This is a genomic window from Pseudomonas sp. Marseille-Q8238 (assembly GCF_965111915.1).
In genome coordinates, this window is sequence record NZ_CBCOPI010000001.1 from 3,190,670 (window position 1) to 3,207,667 (window position 16,998).

The following is a 16,998-nucleotide window of genomic DNA, read 5'->3' on the forward strand; positions in this document are numbered from 1 at the left end:
TACAAGGAAGATCACTGTATGCGCCACCTAATTGCCGCTCTCTCTATCCTCATTGCCTCTCAAGCGTTCGCTGACAATAAGACCCAGAAAATATCAGAGTTGCTCCGCGCTCAAGGTCTTGTTGATTCTTGGACTCAGATGATCGAAAAGGGCAAAGAATATAACAAGCAGATTAGCCAACAAATTCTGGATCAAATACTTACCAGCTTGGTTCCTAACGAAGAATTCAAAAAGAAATTTGAATCCGCCAGCAAACAGTTTACTAAAAGCACAGAAACCCCTTGGACCCCTGATGAAATGATCAATGTCTGGGCGGAATATTACGGACCGGGATTCACAGAATCGGAGCTTGACCAGCTCATTGCATTTTATTCTTCACCGCTTGCGCAAAAAGAAATCCAGGTCAGCCGTGATGCACTTGGGAAATTTACAGATCACTTCCAAAAGCTCAACCAACCCATTATTGAAAAAGCAACCAGCCAATATATTAAAGACCTCAAGAAAATTGCAGCAGAGTGCAACTGCACAAAGTAGATATCCAACCAATATAAAGCTGCTGAGACCATTGAAAATTCAGCAGCTTGGATAAGCTATATTTAGACATGTAGAAATCCGAACCCATCCGTGAGTGTCTAATTTCTTCGCTACTCGCTCATTCCGGGAGGGGGGGCTTCACCTTTCTTACCTGCTCGTTCCGGCACAATTCTGCACAGTGATTTCGACACTTTTTCGACACTTATGACTCAGAACATGACAAGTATGTTTAGCTACGAGTTATTTATCGTCGTCTTCTGAAGAGCTTTTCCTAGATCGAGTTCTTCCTGACTTGGCAACAGATGGGCGTTGCGGAGCAAGATTCTTGACCACATCCATCTCCCATTTTTCAAGGTTCAAGATTTCTCGCAACCGAGCAATTTCTCTCATTGCCTTCTGGCTTCTAAATGCACTACACATTTCCCCTGCCGGCATTAAATTATTAGCCATCTTGCAGAAATCTACATAACTGGAGGCCTCTACAAAGGCATCAAATAACCTATCACCCATAGCCAAATGGTCAACAACTAGATGACTAATAAAATCATTAGAAAGGAATACATCCAGTTCTTTCTTATGCCTTAACTTTTCGTTTGTCTGACTAATTATTTCCTCCGACTCACCTGGCGTAACACTTTTTATAATCTTTTCAGAATAGCCTTTTAACGCATTGGCCACATCCTCCAAGCTCCCCAGCTGCCTTGACAGAGAGGAAATAGATGACTCCGTAGCCTTCCTTGAAAGAAATCCTGCAAACAAACCAGCCCACTGATCTTTTAGCCACAAAGAGATATCTTCGTATCGCTCAAATTCCCGAACCAAATTATTAGTTCTCTGAACATAAATCGACTCTATCAGCCTGAATATATTTACACTATCCACATGAGCATACTTTATACTCTCGTTATCTCTATTCTCTTTATACGTCAAATACTCTGCAGCCACACCCTTTTCTACGAATATATATATAGGAAGCCCTAGCCCTCTTGCGGTCTCGTACTCCTTTCTAGTAATGGAGTTAAAATGATGATAATGCTTTTCAAGCACCTCCTCTGGAGGAGCACCCTCCTCTTCTGAAACCACAGATCCATATCTCCCGCCGATAATCAAAACCAGCATATGACACGCCTCAATTTCCTTATAGCAAGACTCATCCAAGGGGTCGCTATGGGAAAATGGGATCTCCCCACTCTCAAACAAAACAGACTCGTACCCCATGCTATCGATAAAAACTTCCATGGCACTACGAATATGTTTTAGGTCATAATAAGTCGAACTAACAAAAATTCTAGGCCTAGCCATAAACCATCCCTTTATAATTTACCACCAAGACTCTAACAAAAAAAACAACTCTATTTACTAGAATTAAATTACCCCATTGGATTAAAGCTACTCGCTGCAGAGCAATAGCGCTGCTTCATTCGATCACTATGATCTTTTCTATCATTATCGTAGCGGGCTCGCCATGCTGTACACTCTTCGTGATAGTACTGCTTGGCAGCTTTTCGACACTCGCGATAATCAACTGACCCACGCTTATGATTCAGACAGACACTACGGCCATCTATACGATTATTAGAATACGTCCACTCTGCGTAGTAACGCCCGCTGCCGCTCCATTGTTTGATCCACCTTCCATCGCGACCATTTATGTTATTTGTGGTTGTAGCAACGCTCTGGTTTGATCTTTGGTAAGTTTCGGATTGTCTGAGCGGCTCTGTGCTCACAACATTTACAGCGCCACGTGAGGTGTAATTTCTGTCGTTATAATCAGTCTGCTTGGCCCGCGATTGCTGGCTTTCTTTCCTGGCAATGTCTGACCAGAATTCTTCTTCTGCTGAGCGATTCAACTCGGTGATTTCGTCGAACTGCGGAACGTACGCATTGGGATCGTATGTGCCCGAGCTGGAAGGTTTTGCTGTGCGCACTGGCTGGCTGGTTATTTTGGCCCCTGCCAGGTGAAGTAGACCTGCTGTAATGCTTACGCCTACCAAGCCAGCAATCAACCACCTAGCTAGTCCACCAGCATGATTACTCGATGTTAGGTATCGAGGTGCGTCGTCCCTGTCTGCTTTCATGTCCTTACCAGCTCTTTTCTCTGTAACCCCGTACACACTCCTGCACGTCATCGTCGATAACGTTTCCAGGCTTTATGCATTCTTTAACCGTACGGCGAACGCCTCGGTTTTCTTCTTTCTCGGCTAGATCTTGCCGCTTGAGATTTGCCTTGGCTGCTTCAGCCATTGGCCCTTTACCTTGGGCAAGGGATCGCTGAATGCGATTGGTCAGCGAATCCGCCATAGGCATGACAATGTTGTCGCTGATGCCTTTGGCTGCGTCATCGAGCAGGTCTGCGTTTGCAGTGGCAGATATAAGCAGGGCTACTGCTGCGATTATCCTTTTCATCCTTTCCCCTTCCTTTGGGCGTACCAGCGCCTAGCTACTTCCTGGGTGATCGCTATACCGCGTCTTGATTGGGCAAGTTTGAATTGACCTCGTCGTACTCGGGGCTAGTCTGGCCAGACTCAGGTGCAATTTTCCCGCTTGCTAGCCAAAGGGCATAGCCCGGATAAACCTGCACCAACACGTCAATTTCTTCTGTACTAACCCGCACAGCGCCCTTGCTTACGCTTTTCCAGCGCTCGTAATCGCCCCCATAAGAGCTGGCCTTCTTTGGGCCAAGCTTCTTGATCAGTAGACGGGCTCTATCAGCAGCCGTACTCATATAGAAAATATTTCCAGAGAAATTATTGCTCCACTGTGCATGGCAGGTTAATAATTCCCCCGGAGAATTTATTACCCCAGCCATCTGTGGCTAATGCCACGAATAGTGACGGAATGAGCATGGAACTGGAAGAGCTAGAGCCCTCGAAGCTGATCGGGCCACAACAGGATGTAGAGACCATCGAGAGCTGGGCCACGCGCAACGGCATCAGTTGCGGCACTGCCCGCGCCTGGGTTTACCGGGGCGTCCTCCCCTCCGTAAAGCTCGGCAAGCTGCGCATGGTCAACAGCGCAATGCTCCGCCACTGGCTGCTGGAACAGGAGTGGACGTCGTGAATGACCAGCTCGCCACCTTCATTCGCCAGGTTCTTCACGCCCTGGTTCATGTCCGTGCCTCGGCACGTGACGAGTGCCATCTGCGCCGGTTCGGAGCAGTTCAAGGCTCATTACACCTGGCTGAGAGCCTGGGCCTGATCACTGTTGAACAGTCCTTTCTGCTTGCTGACCTGCTTCTTAACGCTTGTCGTCACGCTGGCAAGCCGTTTCCAGATCGTCGCAACCTCGGTCCGACCATGCCCATCATGATCAAGCTGGAGCGCCAGGAAGCTGCCCTGAAAGCCCCTGTCGAGGTGCCCACTGATGCCACTGCGCAAGTATCTGCACAAGCCGCACCGGTCGGACTGCGACTGCTCTGTCTGCTGGATAAACCGAAACTGGGGGCCACCAGCCCCCGTTACCTTCCGGTCCATACAATGCATCGAGTGCCGCCCCGCGCAATGGTCACGGGTAAATGGTCGGAACCACGTTACGCCGGCCTTTACCTGCGCGAAACACACGCCAAGCGCCCGTCCGCCGAACTACTGGCACGAATACTCGAACACGGGCAAGCCGACACCTTTCGTGCCGATTCACGAGCCGTTCGAGCTGGAGAGATGACGGTATGACCTATGGCGACATTCTGCGTATTGCCGACTTTCTCGGTGATGACATGGATGACCAGTTATCAGAGCGCCTCTTTTCTGAGGCCCGTCGCTGCTGCTCGATCTCTGAGATCGAGTCGCTTAAGGCTCACGTGAGTGGCAATTTCTACACGCTCCTTTCCCAGCTTGAAGGGGAAATGGGCGGATTTGCGAGGTATTGAGCCATGCCTAACGCTCCCGAACCGACCGATGCCTACGTGCTGTGCCAGGACTGCGGCCACGCTGAGCCGTTCACTGACGCCCGGCATCAAGGTGATGAGCATTGCCCGAACTGCGGCGGCGACTTCTGCGGCTGCAACGCCTGTTCGGGTATCGCCAAGCTCTCTATCCAGTTTCAGGTGCTGGCTGATGCTGAAAAGAGCGAGGTCAAGCTATGACCCACCACGCTCGTTTCGATTGGCTCGTCTGGCTGCTGGCAAAGCTCTTCTATTGGGGGCTGCCGATGGTGTTGGGGGCTTTTATCGTCCTCTGCATTCACAACATGTCCGCTGACTGGGGCGAGGAAGCGGTGAGCAGTCTTTGCGCAGACATAAGTGGCCCGTGCCGCTCCCCACCAATCGAATCGCTCCCTCCGCTTCTCATTGATCACCCTGGAGCGAAGCGACCACGTGAAGCGAATGGCGAAACATTGGATCGCAGATCCAACGGGTAGGCGGAAGCCGCAGGGTGGCAACCCTGTTCGAGGTAGCCGACGAATGTCGGCGTTAGCGAGAGCTTCTAAGGCAGGCAACGCGAAAGTGGGGGTAGGCCGAAGGCCGCAGGGGTTCACCCCTGTTTGGAGCTAGCCGACGAATGTCGGCTCTGCGCAAAGGGTTACAGGGCGTAGCCCTGGTGTTGCGAAAAGGATCGTTACCCGAATGGGCCAAGACAAACAGCTTCACCGTTTGGCTTGGTGAGTTAACCGAATAGAGCCTGCCCCGAAGGGTTCGCCCAAAAGATTTAGTAGATCCACGGCAAGTCGAGAAAACCGAGTAGGCGAATTTTGAGAATTCACCTTCGCGGGATCGCTCGGCCTGCTGAAAGGCAAAACCGCGCAATAAGGCGCAACTAAGCGAGGTAATACCGATGGCACGTTCAACTATGGAAGTTGCATTCCTGGGCACTCAGATGACTCAGGTCGAAGACACCAAATACGCCAAGGTTTTCTACGGTGATGAGCCGGACGGCAAGACCGAACACGGCCTGTCCATCATCGGCATGGCAATCGACGAATCTGTGGCCGATGAAGTCTTCGCCGCTGGCTCTCAGTTCGAGCCCCTGCAACTGGTCCGTATCACCTTCGAAGTGGCCCGTGGTGGCCAGAACAAGGGCAAGAATCTGGCGCTGCACATCGAGGCCGTAACCCCGGCCCCTGCTGCCCGCACCACTACCCAAGCCAGCCCGCAAGGCCAGGCTCAGGCGAAGCCTGAACAGCCCAAGGCTTAAGGGGTAGTCAGTCATGGGGCGCTATCTGTTCATCGCCACGCTCGCCTTCCTGGGCGGGCACCTGTGGGGCTACAGCTCCGGGCTTATGGAAGGTGCTGAGCTGGTGATGGACACCTATCACCAACCCGCCCTGCGACTGGAGCCGTAATCAATGGCCGTGGTGTCCGTTCAAGCCTGCACATCCTGGGTAACCAATCCCGACTCCACCGTGAGTTGTGCGGCGCTTGAGTGGCATCAGGCCTACCTGATTCCGCCTGAGGCTGCTGGCTATGTCGACATCCTCGTTAATGGCGGTTTCTCACCGGAGGCGTTCGGGGTCGGTTTCCTCGGCACGCTTTCGGTTTTCCTGATCGGCCTCTCCGGTGGAGCGGTCGCATCAATCCTACGACGTGTGAGGTAACACAAATGCAAGCAATGAAAACCCAACTGCAAAACGCCGCTTCCGGCTTCGGTCGTGCCCGCCGTATGGCTCGCAACGTTGCCATCAGTGGTGTGGTGACCATGGCCGCTTCTCCGGCCTTCGCCGCGCTGGATATCTCGGAAGTCACCAGCGCCATGACTGGTGCCAAGACCGACGCCTGGTCCATCGTGAACCTGGCCATCCCGGTGATCGTGATCCTGGCTGTGGCCGGCATCATCTACACCCTGATCCGCAAAGTCTAAGGCGTTTCAGGCGTGCTCTGGTCAGTTTGGCTCGGCGCGTTCGTGGCCGGTGCCTTGATCACCGGCTTCCGAATGGGCGAGTTTTTCTGACTGGAGTAAGGGGTCGAAAGGCCCCTTATTTTTTATGCGTAGATGGCTATCTTTTTTATTACTTCCAATATTTAGCAATCTTGTTAGTGCAGCTGATTGGGAATTGTCATATTTTGGTCAGCAGCAAACTAGTGGCACCTTTATTTCGTCTCCTCAGGCTCACTGCTCATCCATTAATGGGATGATTGCTAATCTGCAATCCGGGAAAACTTATCATTCTGCCAAGTTTGAAGGCTATCTCGACAACACTGGCAATCTTACTTCTGATATGTCTAAGGTTACTGGTGCTAGATGCACATTCCAAAACCCTAACTATATTTCTCCATGGTATGCCGCATATAAGCTTATAAAGCCTAGCTGTGATGATGGTTCTGTTCGTGATGAAGCCACTGGCGAATGCAAAGGTCCTGAGCCTGACAAGTGCGAGGCTAAAGCAGGTCAGTCTGATAACTTCATCGTTGCCGGCCTTCAATTCAAGATGTGTCGCGATAATTGTGAGTTAGCACTTGATGGCGTTCAGCCATTCAAGCGCACGGCAAGTTCTGAAACGCTTTATCATTTCTTTGGTGTTTACACTGGTGAGTCTTGTCAAACAAACACCTCGATTGTTCCAAGTGTAAGTCCTCCTGAAGCGACTGAGTCTGACCAAAACAAAGAGTGCACTGCTACCTCCGTAACAACTGATGCGGAAGGTCGCCGCCATGAAACCTCTAGCTGTACTACAACCACTACAGATATTGATAATCAGGCATGCATAGCCAGGGGCGGCTCTGTCGGTACTTTTAACGGCGTCATGACTTGCGTTAACAAGGGTAATGGACCCAAGGCTACCGAAACCAAAAAAGAGGTTAAGCAGGAAACCAAGCAAAACCCCGATGGCAGTAAAACCGAAACCAAGACGACCACTACCACTGTCACCACTTGCGCTGGCGCCAACTCCTGCTCCACGTCCACCACCACGACTACAGAAACCACTAATACCAACGCTGACGGAACATCGGGCGGCTCTTCGTCTTCGTGTCGAGGGGCCAACTGTGGCACCGATGGCAAGGAAGGTAATGGCAAGGGGAAAGGCGACGGGGATGGTAACGGCTCTGATGATGGTGTCTGTGACCCCGCCACGGACTACTGCGGTCAAGCTCCTACTGCACAGTTGAAGAAGGGCGAGCAGGGAAACTTTGAACAAGGAAATACCGAATGGGATGAGAGGGTTTCAGAACTAAAAGATGAGCTTGAACAAAAGCTCGAACAGTATCGCAACCAGTTCAAAGGGTTGTTTGATCTTGGATTTGGCGGTGGCGGAGGCTCTCTTCCTTGTGATCGAACAACCCTTTCTCATGGCGCAACGGTTTCTTACTGCATATCTGATTTTTCAGACTCTCTCGTTTGGTTCCGATACGCGTTACTGCTAGGGGCTGCTGTTATTGCCGCATTTGTGGTTTTGAGGGATTAATTATGTTTGATTGGATTGCAACCTATCTGGATCAACTGTTCTCATTCTTCCAGTACATTTGGGATTTTATCACCACTGGTGTTTATGACTTTTTCAAGGACAGCCTTGTTGTCCTGACTAAAGCCGCTTTGTGGTCTTGGTACAAAATCCAGATACTTGCGCTTGAGGTCGCTTATAAGGCCGCCCAGGAAATTGTCTCTGATCTAGGGGTCACTCAGTTTGTTCGCCAGCGATACGCAGGTATTCCAGGTAATGTCGCTACGACTCTTGAGTTCTTCGGCGTGCCTCAAGCGTTAAACATTTTGTTCTCTGCGTTATCGACGCGCTTCATGCTGCGGTTCGTCCCCTTCATTGGGCGATAACTATGTCTATTAAAATTCACCATGGCGGCAACGGCGCATTCAAGACCTCTGGTGCGATTCAGGATGATGCGATTCCTGCTCTAGAAGAGGGTCGTTTGATCATCACCAATGTTCGTGGTTTCACCCGTGAGCGTGTCTTTGAGGTAATGCCGCACCTTCCCAGCAGCGTTGAAATCATCAACCTCTCTCTTGAGTCCGTTGAAGACATGGAACGCATGCGCACGTGGTTCCAATGGGCACCACGCGGCGCGTTCATCATCTTCGACGAAACCCAGCTCGTGTTTCCCAAGGCATGGCGGGAAAAGGAACTGGAGCGATTCGACTTCCCTGGTGGCCCGGAAGCGGCTTCTGCGGCTGATCGGCCCATGGGCTGGCTCGATGGCTGGACCCGTCACCGGCATTGGAACTGGGACATCGTCCTTACCACGCCAAACATCAGCTACATCCGCGACGACATTCGCATGACCTGCGAGATGGCTTACAAGCACGTCAATCTCGCTGTAATTGGCATCAAGGGGCGTTACAAGGAAGCCCAGCATGATGCCCAAATCAACCGCCCGCCAATGGATGGGACCATCGTTGAATACAAGCAGATCAAGCCCCGCACCTTCCGCCTCTACGACTCCACCACCACCGGCAAAGCCCAAGACACCAAGGCAGGGAAAAGCCTTCTCAAGTCGCCTCGGATACTTCTACTCCTGGCACTTATTGCCGGCTCTGTTAGCTATTTTCTACTTAGTGGCGGCACTGCCGTCATTACTGATGGCGTCGGGGCGTCTTCTCGTGCGCTTGCCGGTGATACGCCAGGTACTGCGCTCCCTGATGTGGCTGCTCAAGTACCTGCTGCTTCGCCTCTTTCTGCTGTTGTTCGTCATGTGGCTGATGGGCAAGCTCCTGCGCCTGCTGTTGAGCTGAACCATCCGTTTGCCCCTCGTACGTTTTCTATCAGAGGGGTGATGACCGGCATTCGTGATGGCCAGCTTCAGCAATTCGGCCAACTGGATGTGATGGGTAGTGATGGGGCCGCCTTTCGCCAGTCCATCGCGGATCTGCAAGCGCTTGGGTATCACCTGCGTGTGCGGGGTAACTGTCTGATTGATATCAGCCACCCGCTAGGGTTCAAAGGGCAAGCCATCTGCCCTGGGCAGACACAAACCAGCAAAGGGCAACCTCTGGCCCTCACACCCCCTATACAAGCCTCTCAGCCCGCCTCTACAGGCATGCAACCTCAGACCCTGACACGGGTAACGGTAGTGCCTGATAGCGAGTACCCAGCGAGGCCGTGGCGCTGATGCGCGAGCGCCGGAGTGGTTCAGTTCAGAACGAAGGCGCGAGCGCGGCACGCGCCTTCGTGACGTCCCTGTAACACGTCAGATAAACCAAGGTTGTAAGTGTCGATTCGTCACTATTTGGAGTACTTCATGAGCGTTAAAGATCAAATTCGGGTCAATCGTCTATTCAAGGAAGACCCGAAAGGTCGCGTGTTCTTCGATACACACACCACCATCATCAGCGACCTGTCGAAAGTCCGCCTGCTGCGCTGTGGCGTCGATACGGTTCGCCAGCTTTACCGGGGCCTGATCCGCCCCGAAATCATGGCGCTGTTTGAAATGCCGGGCGTCATGGTCAACTTTGCCGGCCAGCGCTGGCACTCGGGTCGCGTCGGTAAAGACTCCGGCTACCAGTACAAGCTCCAGAACGCTGACCTTGGGTTCATCCTGCTCGTCAAAAATTTCAACGCAAAAATTGACGCCATCGGGCCGCACGTCAAAATCGAGGTTTCACCTCACGCAATCGACGCCCTGTCTCCCAGTCGCCTGCAAGAGCGCATGGACTATTACGCCAGCGAACTGCTGAGCCACCTGGAACTGAACCAATGCGCCGTCCACTTGGCGCTAGACCTCCAAGGCTGGAAACCTCCAGTCGATCTGGTCGCTCGCATGCACTGCCGCGCCCGTAACCATCGGGACATTTCCGGCATCAACGAGCTGAACTGGTCCATGAAAGCCGCTGTGTACGGTCGTGGCGAAACCCACATGTTCGGCTCGGCCAGTGGCGTGCAATTGGCCATCTACAACAAGACCGAACAGGCCCGCGCTACCGACAAACTCGACTACTGGGAAAGCGTTTGGCGTCGCCGTGACAGCTTCGACGATACGGACCCGGACAACTACGATCCGGCCCAAGATGTATGGCGCGTAGAGCTACGCTATCACCACTCCATCATTCAGCAATTCGCCAGCGGTTCGGTGAATCTGCATTCCGGCCAAGTCATCGACACGCGCTCCTTTGCATCGTTCTGCGGCCATCTGGACGGGCTGTGGCGCTATGGGCTTGGGCAATTCAAGTTGCTGGCCCGACCGGGCCGATATGAAGCCATCTGGACGCTGATCCGTGATGACGTGCGGGTAGACCTGCCGGTTGATTCGCTGCTCGACGACACCGAATACAAGCGCTACTACAAGTCCAGCCGTGGCTTCTCCGGCAAGAATGTCGAGCTGTTCCTGGGTAACTTCGTCAGTCTGCTGGCAAGGGAAAAGGTGGGTGCAAAAAAGGCGTTTGACCGGCTGCAAACCTGGGAATGCTGGCCGGTGATTCGTGACCATTACGCCGCCAAGGATATGAGCGAATACGACCTCTACAAGCACATCAAGGATCTGCTCGAGGAGCGCCACGTCAGGTGGGGGCGTGCTGTCTGATGGCCATCGAGCAACAGCCGGACGGGCGCTGGAAAGTCGACGTTGAACCCATCAAGGGCAAGCGCTTCCGCAAGACATTCAAAACCAAGGGCGAAGCGCAGCGCTTTGAATCAACCTGCCGGGCCAAATGTATCGAGTCCCCTACCTGGTCGCCCAAGCCAAAGGATCGGCGTCGCCTGTCTGAGCTATGCATACGCTATTACGATCTGCACGGGCATACATTGGCTGATGGCCCTGCTCTACTACGCACCCTGCAAAAGCTGGCCAAGGACTTGGGTGATCCTGTTGGCTCTGGCTTCACCGGAAACGCCTTCTGCGAAACCCGGCGTGCTTTGCTCGAATCCGGTATCCATGGCAAGACGCTGAACAATCGGTTGGGTTACCTGAAAGCAGTATTTAACGAGTTGCACCGATTGGGCGATATCGACTATCCCAATCCACTTGCCAAGGTTCGCCCACTGCGACTACAGGAACGCCCCCTCTCCTTTCTGTCTTCAGCGCAAGTCCAGGAAGTCCTCGAGGCTCTCGATGCTCGCCATACAAGCCCCGCCCTTGGGTTGATTGCCCGCGTGTGTTTGTCGACTGGTGCTAGGTGGGGAGAGGCACAGGCATTGACGCCTGAGCGGGTGCGCAACGGTATGGTGACCTTCGCCAATACCAAGTCTCGACGGACTCGCTCCATTCCTGTCAGTAAAACCCTGGAAAAGGCTCTACAGATCTACTTCAAGCAGCATGGGCTGTTCACCAATTGCATGCTGACGTTCAGCCGGGTGCTTGATACGACTCAGATCAAGTTGCCTAAGGGCCAAGCAACCCATGTGCTACGGCATACCTTCGCCAGTCACTTCGTGATGAAGGGTGGCAACATCCTGACCTTGCAAAAGATCCTGGGTCATACCTCGCTTGCGATGACCATGCGCTATGCGCACTTGTCGCCTGATCACCTGCAGGATGCTTTGACCTTGAATCCGCTTTTCGACACTTCGTCGACACCTGCCGATTCTGAAAAGCAAAAAGCCCCGAAATCTATATAGAAATCAGGGCTTTATGTGTAGCTATCTGGCGGTGAAGAAGGGATTCGAACCCTTGATACGGTTTCCCGTATACACACTTTCCAGGCGTGCTCCTTCAACCGCTCGGACACTTCACCGGATCTCGCCGAACCGCTGGTCCGTCGAGGCGCGCTAATGTAGCCGAAGCCTGGGGTGAAGGCAAAAGTTTTTTTCAGGCGATTCATGCGCTTATACACAGCCCGAGGCCTGGCAGGCTTTCGCCTGTATATAGGTCTCTTCAAGGCCTGCACAAACGCTGTGCTATGGACTGCATCTAACCAGCAGGGATGACCCACCAGTCAGCCAAAGCCCTTTACCCGCGTCGTCAGGCTGGGTAACGTCAGCGCCACTTCTGCCCCAGGACTAGGAATACCGCCATGAGCGACCTGATCAGCTATCAACTCGAAGACGGCATCGCCACCCTGACCCTGAACAACGGTAAGGTGAATGCCATCTCCCCCGACATGATCGATGCCTTCAATGCCGCACTCGATCAGGCCGCTCAAGACCGCGCGGTGGTCATCATCACCGGCCAGCCAGGCATCCTCTCGGGTGGTTACGACCTCAAGGTCATGACTTCCGGTCCGCAAAACGCCATCGCCCTGGTAGCTGCTGGCTCTACCCTGGCTCACCGTATGCTGTCGCACCCCTTCCCGATCATCGTCGCCTGCCCGGGCCATGCCATCGCCAAAGGAGCCTTCCTGCTGCTTTCCGCGGACTACCGCATCGGTGTCGAAGGCCCCTTCAATATCGGCCTGAACGAAGTGATCATCGGCATGACCATGCACCACGCCGGTATCGAGCTGGCTCGCGACCGCCTGCGCAAGTCGTCTTTCCACCGTTCGGTCATCAACGGTGAGATCTTCGATCCGCAAGGCGCCGTGGATGCCGGTTTCCTGGACAAGGTCGTGGCGCCGGAGCAACTGATGGCCACAGCTGTCGCCGCCGCACAGCAGTTGAAGAAAATCAACATGACCGCCCACAAGAACACCAAGCTGAAGGTACGCAAGGCACTTCTGGATACCCTCCAGGCGGCCATCGAGCTGGATAAGCAGCACCCGCTCTGATCTTCAGCAACCCCTAGAAAGCCCGGCCCTTGCCGGGCTTTCTAGTTAATGGCCATATGATGGCAAATATGTTGGGAAATTTTCCTGCCTCTGTATTACTTTTAATCCAGCTGCCGGGTCATGGAGGTCAGGCACTCGCGTTCTCTTATTCGTGATTGTCAGGAGTCATTCCATGAAGATCGCTCATAAGGTCGGCCTTGCGGCCGCCGCTGTGCTGTTTCTCACCACCAGTCTGTTGTCGTTGGCCCAGATCAATCAGGTACGCAGCACGCTGCGCACGCAAGTCGAATCCAGCATTTCCGAATCCAGCAATGCTCTGGCCCGGCAAATCGAGAACTGGCTCAATGCCAAGCTGCATCTGATGGACCTGATGGCACAGACCCTCGACAACAGCTACAGCCCTGAACAAACCCAGAACCTGGTCGATGCCCGTATCCTCAAGGACGAATTCATTCTGGTATTCGGTGCCTTGCAGGAAGACGGCAAGCCGATCAAGAACAGCGACAGCTGGAATCCCGCGCCTGAATGGGACGGCCGTCAGCGTCCCTGGTATGGCATCGGCAAAGACGCCAGCCAAGCCCTGTTGACTGAACCCTACGTAGATTCCACCACAGGCGAGACGCTGATTTCCGCCGTCACCAGAATCACCGACAGCGGCCACTTCCTTGGCGTGTTCGGTGGCGATATCAGCCTGAAAGCCGTGGCTGACGCGGTCAACACCCTCGACTTCAACGGCGCGGGCTATGCCTTTCTGCTCAGCCGCAACGGCAACATCATTTCCCACCCGGACACCGCCCTCAACGGCAAGCCCTACAGCAGCCTGTTCGCCGGCAAGAACCCGGTGCTGAACAAGGAGCTGCAGGAAGTCGACAGCGGCGACAAGCAACTGCTGGTGTCCTTCACGCCGCTGCCCAACCTCAAGGGCATGGACTGGTACATCGGCGTCGTGCTGGACAAGCAGATCGTCATGGCCGAGGCCGATGCCCTCAGTTGGCGCGCAGTGATCGGTACCCTGCTCGGTGTTGCCATCAGCATTTTCCTGCTCGGTCTGCTGATGAAACATCTGCTCAGACCACTCGATCATCTCGGCGCCTCCCTGCGCGAGATCAACAGCGGCCAGGGCGATCTGACACGCCGCCTGCCGGCCCTGGGCAATGACGAGATCGCCCTGGTTTCCCGTGAGTTCAACGGGTTCCTGCAAAGCCTGCAAACACTGATCGGCGACGTGATGGGTAGCTCGCGTCAGGTTCGGGAAAGCACCACCCTGACCTCCAGTGAAGCCGACCAGGCCTCACACCGCCTGCAAGAGCAACTTCAGGAGCTGGATCAGTTGGCCACCGCCATGCAGGAAATGGCCTCCACTGCCGAAGAGGTCGCACGCAACGCCCAGGCCGCCGCCCAGGCGGCAATGGCCGCCAACGATGAAACGGAAAACGGCGTGCGCGTGGTATCCCAGTCGACAGAAGCCATCAAGCACCTGGCTGGGGAAATGGACGCCACCAGTCATGCGATCAACGAGCTGGCCAAACTCAGCCACAACATCGAGTCGATTCTCTCGGTCATCACCAGCATTGCCGACCAGACCAACCTGCTCGCGCTCAATGCCGCCATCGAGGCTGCCCGTGCCGGGGAATCGGGTCGAGGCTTTGCCGTGGTCGCGGACGAAGTACGCTCGCTCGCCTCGCGTACCCAGCAATCGACCCAGGAAATCCGTCAGATGATCGATCAGTTGCAAACCGGCGTGCGCCAGGCCGAAGCTCGCATGCAGCAGAGTCGCGACACGGCCAGCAAGACAGCAGAAGATGCCGGTGCGGCCAATGACATGCTGGGGCGCATTCGCGAAGCGATTACCCGGATCAATGACATGAACCTGCAGATCGCCACTGCCGCCGAAGAACAAAGCGCCACCACCGAGGAAATCAACCGCAACACCACCAATATCCGCGACATCAGCCACGAAGTCGCTGGTGGTGCCGAACAGCAAGTGCGCCAATGTGCGGTGATGGTCGATCAGGTCGGCCAACAGGATCGCCTGCTGGGTCGTTTCAAGGTCTAAACCTGGGCTGCGCACGGCTTCGGCGGTGCGCAATGCCCCGTTACAGGCGCCCTCTACAGCTCAATTGCCGAAAATAGTGTACAGCCGTACACTGCGCGACCTTTTAGTCTCTTGGGCGCGTCCCCATGCTGTTTATTCTGCGTATGACGATGATGGGACTGCACTTCATCGTTGCCGGCCTGCTCGGCCTGCTGTTGGGCCTGTGCCGTCCGTTCAACCCCGATAACAGTCGTATCTGTGCCCGCCTGTATTCCCTCCCGGCCCTGTGCATGCTGCGCCTCAAGCTAAAGGCCAATGTCGACAGCCTGTACAACCAGGACAAGGCCTGCGTGATCATCGCCAACCACCAGTCCAACTACGATCTTTACGTACTCGGCCGCGTGGTGCCGCCGCGCACGGTCAGCCTTGGCAAGAAAAGCCTGAAGTGGGTGCCATTCTTCGGCCAATTGTACTGGCTGGCCGGCAATGTGCTGATCGACCGTGGCAATGCCTTCAAGGCCAAGCAGGCAATGCTCACCACTACCGATGCCCTGCAACACAAGGACACCTCGATCTGGGTCTTTCCAGAAGGTACTCGCAACAGCGGCGAGAACCTGCTGCCGTTCAAGAAAGGCGCCTTCCAGATGGCCATCGCGGCCGGCGTGCCGATCGTTCCTGTCTGCGTCAGCAATTACGCCAAGCGCATTCGCGTCAACCGCTGGACCAGCGGGCGCATTCTCATCCAGTCGCTGCCGGCCATTCCGACCCTGGGTATGACTCTGGATGATCTGCCGCAATTGATGGAGCGCTGCCACACACTCATGCAGCAATGCATCCGGCAACTGGACGAGCAACTCGGCCACGGCTGATCCCCCTCGCGCTGCACCTGTACACAAGCTGGGTTAAGCTGCGTCATCGCCACGCAGAGGAATGCTTATGGGTCAGGTCGTAGCTGCCGTCGCTTATCACAAGGGTCGCAAGGTCGCGGATATCAGCCTGGAGCAAGGCCGCGAATGGGCCGCCAAGCCGGACCATTTCGTCTGGATTGGACTCCGTGACCCTGGCAGCGAGGAGCTGACCTGCCTCCAGCAGCAGTTCAACCTGCACGAACTGGCGATGGAAGATGCCATTGCCCAGCACACCCGACCCAAGCTGGAAACCTTTGGCGATGCGCTGTTCATGGTGGTCTATTCGCCGATCCGCGAAAACGACCGTCTGCAATTCGTCGAGACTCAACTGTTCGCCGGCAAGGGTTATGTCATCAGCGCCCGCTACGGCAACTCTGCCTCGTATACCCAGGTGCGCAAACGCTGCGAGGCCCGCCCTCTCCTGCTGGAGCATGGCGAGGATTTCGTCCTCTATGCCCTGCTCAATTTCGTGATGGAGAACTACCGGCCGCTGATGGACGGCATCCACGCGGAACTGGAGGAGATCGAACAGAACGTGCTCAATCGCCCCCTGACCCAGGCCGATGTCGAAAGCATCCATAGCCTACGCCGTGACCTGCTGCGCTTACGGCGCAACATCGCGCCAATGGCGGAGATTTGCCAGGAGCTGCAACAACTGGACTTCCCGTTCATCGACAAGCACATGCGCCCGTATTTCCGCGACATCACCATTCACGTCAATCGCCTGCTCGAGGACCTGACCGGGCTAAGGGAAATGGCCGACCATGCCATCGAGATCGGCCTGTTGCTCGAGTCGTCCCGGCAGAGCATCACCCAGCGCAAATTCGCTGCCTGGGCGGCCATCCTGGCCTTCCCTACTGCCGTGGCGGGCATCTATGGGATGAACTTCCACAACATGCCGGAGCTGACCTGGCATTACGGCTATTACGGGGTGCTCGGCGTCATCGGCATCGGCTGCGTAGGCCTGTTCGCCAACTTCAAGCGGATGGATTGGCTGTAAACGGTG

At 54.6% G+C, this 16,998-nt stretch carries 20 protein-coding genes, 1 tRNA gene and 2 pseudogenes; 19 read left to right on the top strand and 4 right to left on the bottom strand.

Features of this window, described 5'->3' with window-relative positions:
- The first annotated feature begins 18 nt into the window (after nt 1-18).
- A complete protein-coding gene (locus tag ACWPW0_RS14835) occupies nt 19-534 on the top strand; it encodes a DUF2059 domain-containing protein (RefSeq protein WP_454255702.1) in 516 nt (171 codons plus the stop codon).
- A 240-nt stretch (nt 535-774) separates the two neighbouring features.
- On the opposite strand, the gene ACWPW0_RS14840 is transcribed toward ACWPW0_RS14835, so the two are convergent.
- The 3 genes from ACWPW0_RS14840 to ACWPW0_RS14850 form a co-directional block, all read right to left on the bottom strand.
- Nucleotides 775-1,836 (bottom strand): DUF4062 domain-containing protein, encoded by a 1,062-nt coding sequence (locus tag ACWPW0_RS14840; protein WP_454255703.1) that lies wholly within the window; start codon nt 1,834-1,836, stop codon nt 775-777.
- Between the two features lie 68 nt (nt 1,837-1,904).
- Nucleotides 1,905-2,612, bottom strand: a complete 708-nt coding sequence (locus ACWPW0_RS14845; RefSeq protein WP_454255704.1) for a hypothetical protein — start codon at nt 2,610-2,612, stop codon at nt 1,905-1,907.
- 4 nt (nt 2,613-2,616) lie between these two features.
- Nucleotides 2,617-2,940, bottom strand: coding sequence for a hypothetical protein (locus ACWPW0_RS14850; RefSeq protein ID WP_454255705.1), 324 nt, complete (start codon nt 2,938-2,940; stop codon nt 2,617-2,619).
- Between the two features lie 438 nt (nt 2,941-3,378).
- Here ACWPW0_RS14850 and ACWPW0_RS14855 point away from each other — a divergent pair, with 438 nt between their 5' ends.
- From ACWPW0_RS14855 to ACWPW0_RS14915, 13 genes and pseudogenes are all read left to right on the top strand, one after another.
- On the top strand, nt 3,379-3,594 hold the full coding sequence (locus ACWPW0_RS14855) for a DNA-binding protein (protein WP_447592639.1): 216 nt from the start codon (nt 3,379-3,381) through the stop codon (nt 3,592-3,594).
- 303 nt (nt 3,595-3,897) lie between these two features.
- Entirely contained in the window at nt 3,898-4,194 is a 297-nt protein-coding gene (gene pflM, locus ACWPW0_RS14860; RefSeq protein WP_454255706.1) for a lysogeny maintenance protein PflM, read from the top strand.
- A gap of 4 nt (nt 4,195-4,198) precedes the next feature.
- Nucleotides 4,199-4,399, top strand: coding sequence for a hypothetical protein (locus ACWPW0_RS14865; RefSeq protein WP_454255707.1), 201 nt, complete (start codon nt 4,199-4,201; stop codon nt 4,397-4,399).
- Between the two features lie 3 nt (nt 4,400-4,402).
- A complete protein-coding gene (locus tag ACWPW0_RS14870) occupies nt 4,403-4,615 on the top strand; it encodes a hypothetical protein (RefSeq protein ID WP_454255708.1) in 213 nt (70 codons plus the stop codon).
- A gap of 688 nt (nt 4,616-5,303) precedes the next feature.
- Nucleotides 5,304-5,663, top strand: coding sequence for a hypothetical protein (locus ACWPW0_RS14875; RefSeq protein WP_454255709.1), 360 nt, complete (start codon nt 5,304-5,306; stop codon nt 5,661-5,663).
- Between the two features lie 13 nt (nt 5,664-5,676).
- Nucleotides 5,677-5,811: a hypothetical protein gene (locus ACWPW0_RS14880; protein ID WP_447592644.1), complete on the top strand. Its 135-nt coding sequence runs from the start codon at nt 5,677-5,679 to the stop codon at nt 5,809-5,811.
- Between the two features lie 3 nt (nt 5,812-5,814).
- Complete coding sequence (locus ACWPW0_RS14885) at nt 5,815-6,063, top strand: hypothetical protein (RefSeq protein WP_454255710.1); 249 nt, start codon at nt 5,815-5,817, stop codon at nt 6,061-6,063.
- Between the two features lie 5 nt (nt 6,064-6,068).
- Nucleotides 6,069-6,326 carry a major capsid protein gene (locus ACWPW0_RS14890; RefSeq protein ID WP_454255711.1) on the top strand — a complete coding sequence of 86 codons (258 nt, stop codon included), beginning with the start codon at nt 6,069-6,071 and terminating at the stop codon, nt 6,324-6,326.
- A gap of 124 nt (nt 6,327-6,450) precedes the next feature.
- Complete coding sequence (locus tag ACWPW0_RS14895) at nt 6,451-7,869, top strand: hypothetical protein (protein ID WP_454255712.1); 1,419 nt, start codon at nt 6,451-6,453, stop codon at nt 7,867-7,869.
- A 2-nt stretch (nt 7,870-7,871) separates the two neighbouring features.
- On the top strand, nt 7,872-8,231 hold the full coding sequence (locus ACWPW0_RS14900; protein ID WP_454255713.1) for a DUF2523 family protein: 360 nt from the start codon (nt 7,872-7,874) through the stop codon (nt 8,229-8,231).
- 2 nt (nt 8,232-8,233) lie between these two features.
- Nucleotides 8,234-8,948, top strand: a pseudogene (locus tag ACWPW0_RS14905) (zonular occludens toxin domain-containing protein); the annotation flags it as partial.
- 704 nt (nt 8,949-9,652) lie between these two features.
- Nucleotides 9,653-10,930: a hypothetical protein gene (locus ACWPW0_RS14910; protein ID WP_454255714.1), complete on the top strand. Its 1,278-nt coding sequence runs from the start codon at nt 9,653-9,655 to the stop codon at nt 10,928-10,930.
- Nucleotides 10,930-11,964, top strand: a complete 1,035-nt coding sequence (locus ACWPW0_RS14915; RefSeq protein WP_454255715.1) for a phage integrase — start codon at nt 10,930-10,932, stop codon at nt 11,962-11,964. The genes ACWPW0_RS14910 and ACWPW0_RS14915 overlap by 1 nt, the downstream gene beginning before the upstream one ends.
- 26 nt (nt 11,965-11,990) lie before the next feature.
- On the opposite strand, the gene ACWPW0_RS14920 is transcribed toward ACWPW0_RS14915, so the two are convergent.
- A tRNA-Ser gene (locus tag ACWPW0_RS14920) sits at nt 11,991-12,080 on the bottom strand.
- A 279-nt stretch (nt 12,081-12,359) separates the two neighbouring features.
- Here ACWPW0_RS14920 and ACWPW0_RS14925 point away from each other — a divergent pair.
- The 5 genes and pseudogenes from ACWPW0_RS14925 (at nt 12,360) to ACWPW0_RS14945 (ending at nt 16,992) form a co-directional block, all read left to right on the top strand.
- A complete protein-coding gene (locus tag ACWPW0_RS14925; RefSeq protein ID WP_447592656.1) occupies nt 12,360-13,049 on the top strand; it encodes a crotonase/enoyl-CoA hydratase family protein in 690 nt (229 codons plus the stop codon).
- Nucleotides 13,050-13,221: 172 nt separating this feature from the next.
- Nucleotides 13,222-14,247 (top strand): annotated as a pseudogene (locus tag ACWPW0_RS14930) (HAMP domain-containing protein); the annotation flags it as partial.
- A 30-nt stretch (nt 14,248-14,277) separates the two neighbouring features.
- The gene (locus ACWPW0_RS14935) at nt 14,278-15,105 is read left to right on the top strand and encodes a methyl-accepting chemotaxis protein (RefSeq protein WP_454256746.1); all 828 of its coding nucleotides are present in this window, start codon (nt 14,278-14,280) and stop codon (nt 15,103-15,105) included.
- Nucleotides 15,106-15,230: 125 nt separating this feature from the next.
- Nucleotides 15,231-15,953 (top strand): 1-acylglycerol-3-phosphate O-acyltransferase, encoded by a 723-nt coding sequence (locus ACWPW0_RS14940; RefSeq protein WP_454255716.1) that lies wholly within the window; start codon nt 15,231-15,233, stop codon nt 15,951-15,953.
- Between the two features lie 67 nt (nt 15,954-16,020).
- Complete coding sequence (locus tag ACWPW0_RS14945; protein ID WP_447592661.1) at nt 16,021-16,992, top strand: magnesium and cobalt transport protein CorA; 972 nt, start codon at nt 16,021-16,023, stop codon at nt 16,990-16,992.
- Nucleotides 16,993-16,998: the final 6 nt, after the last annotated feature.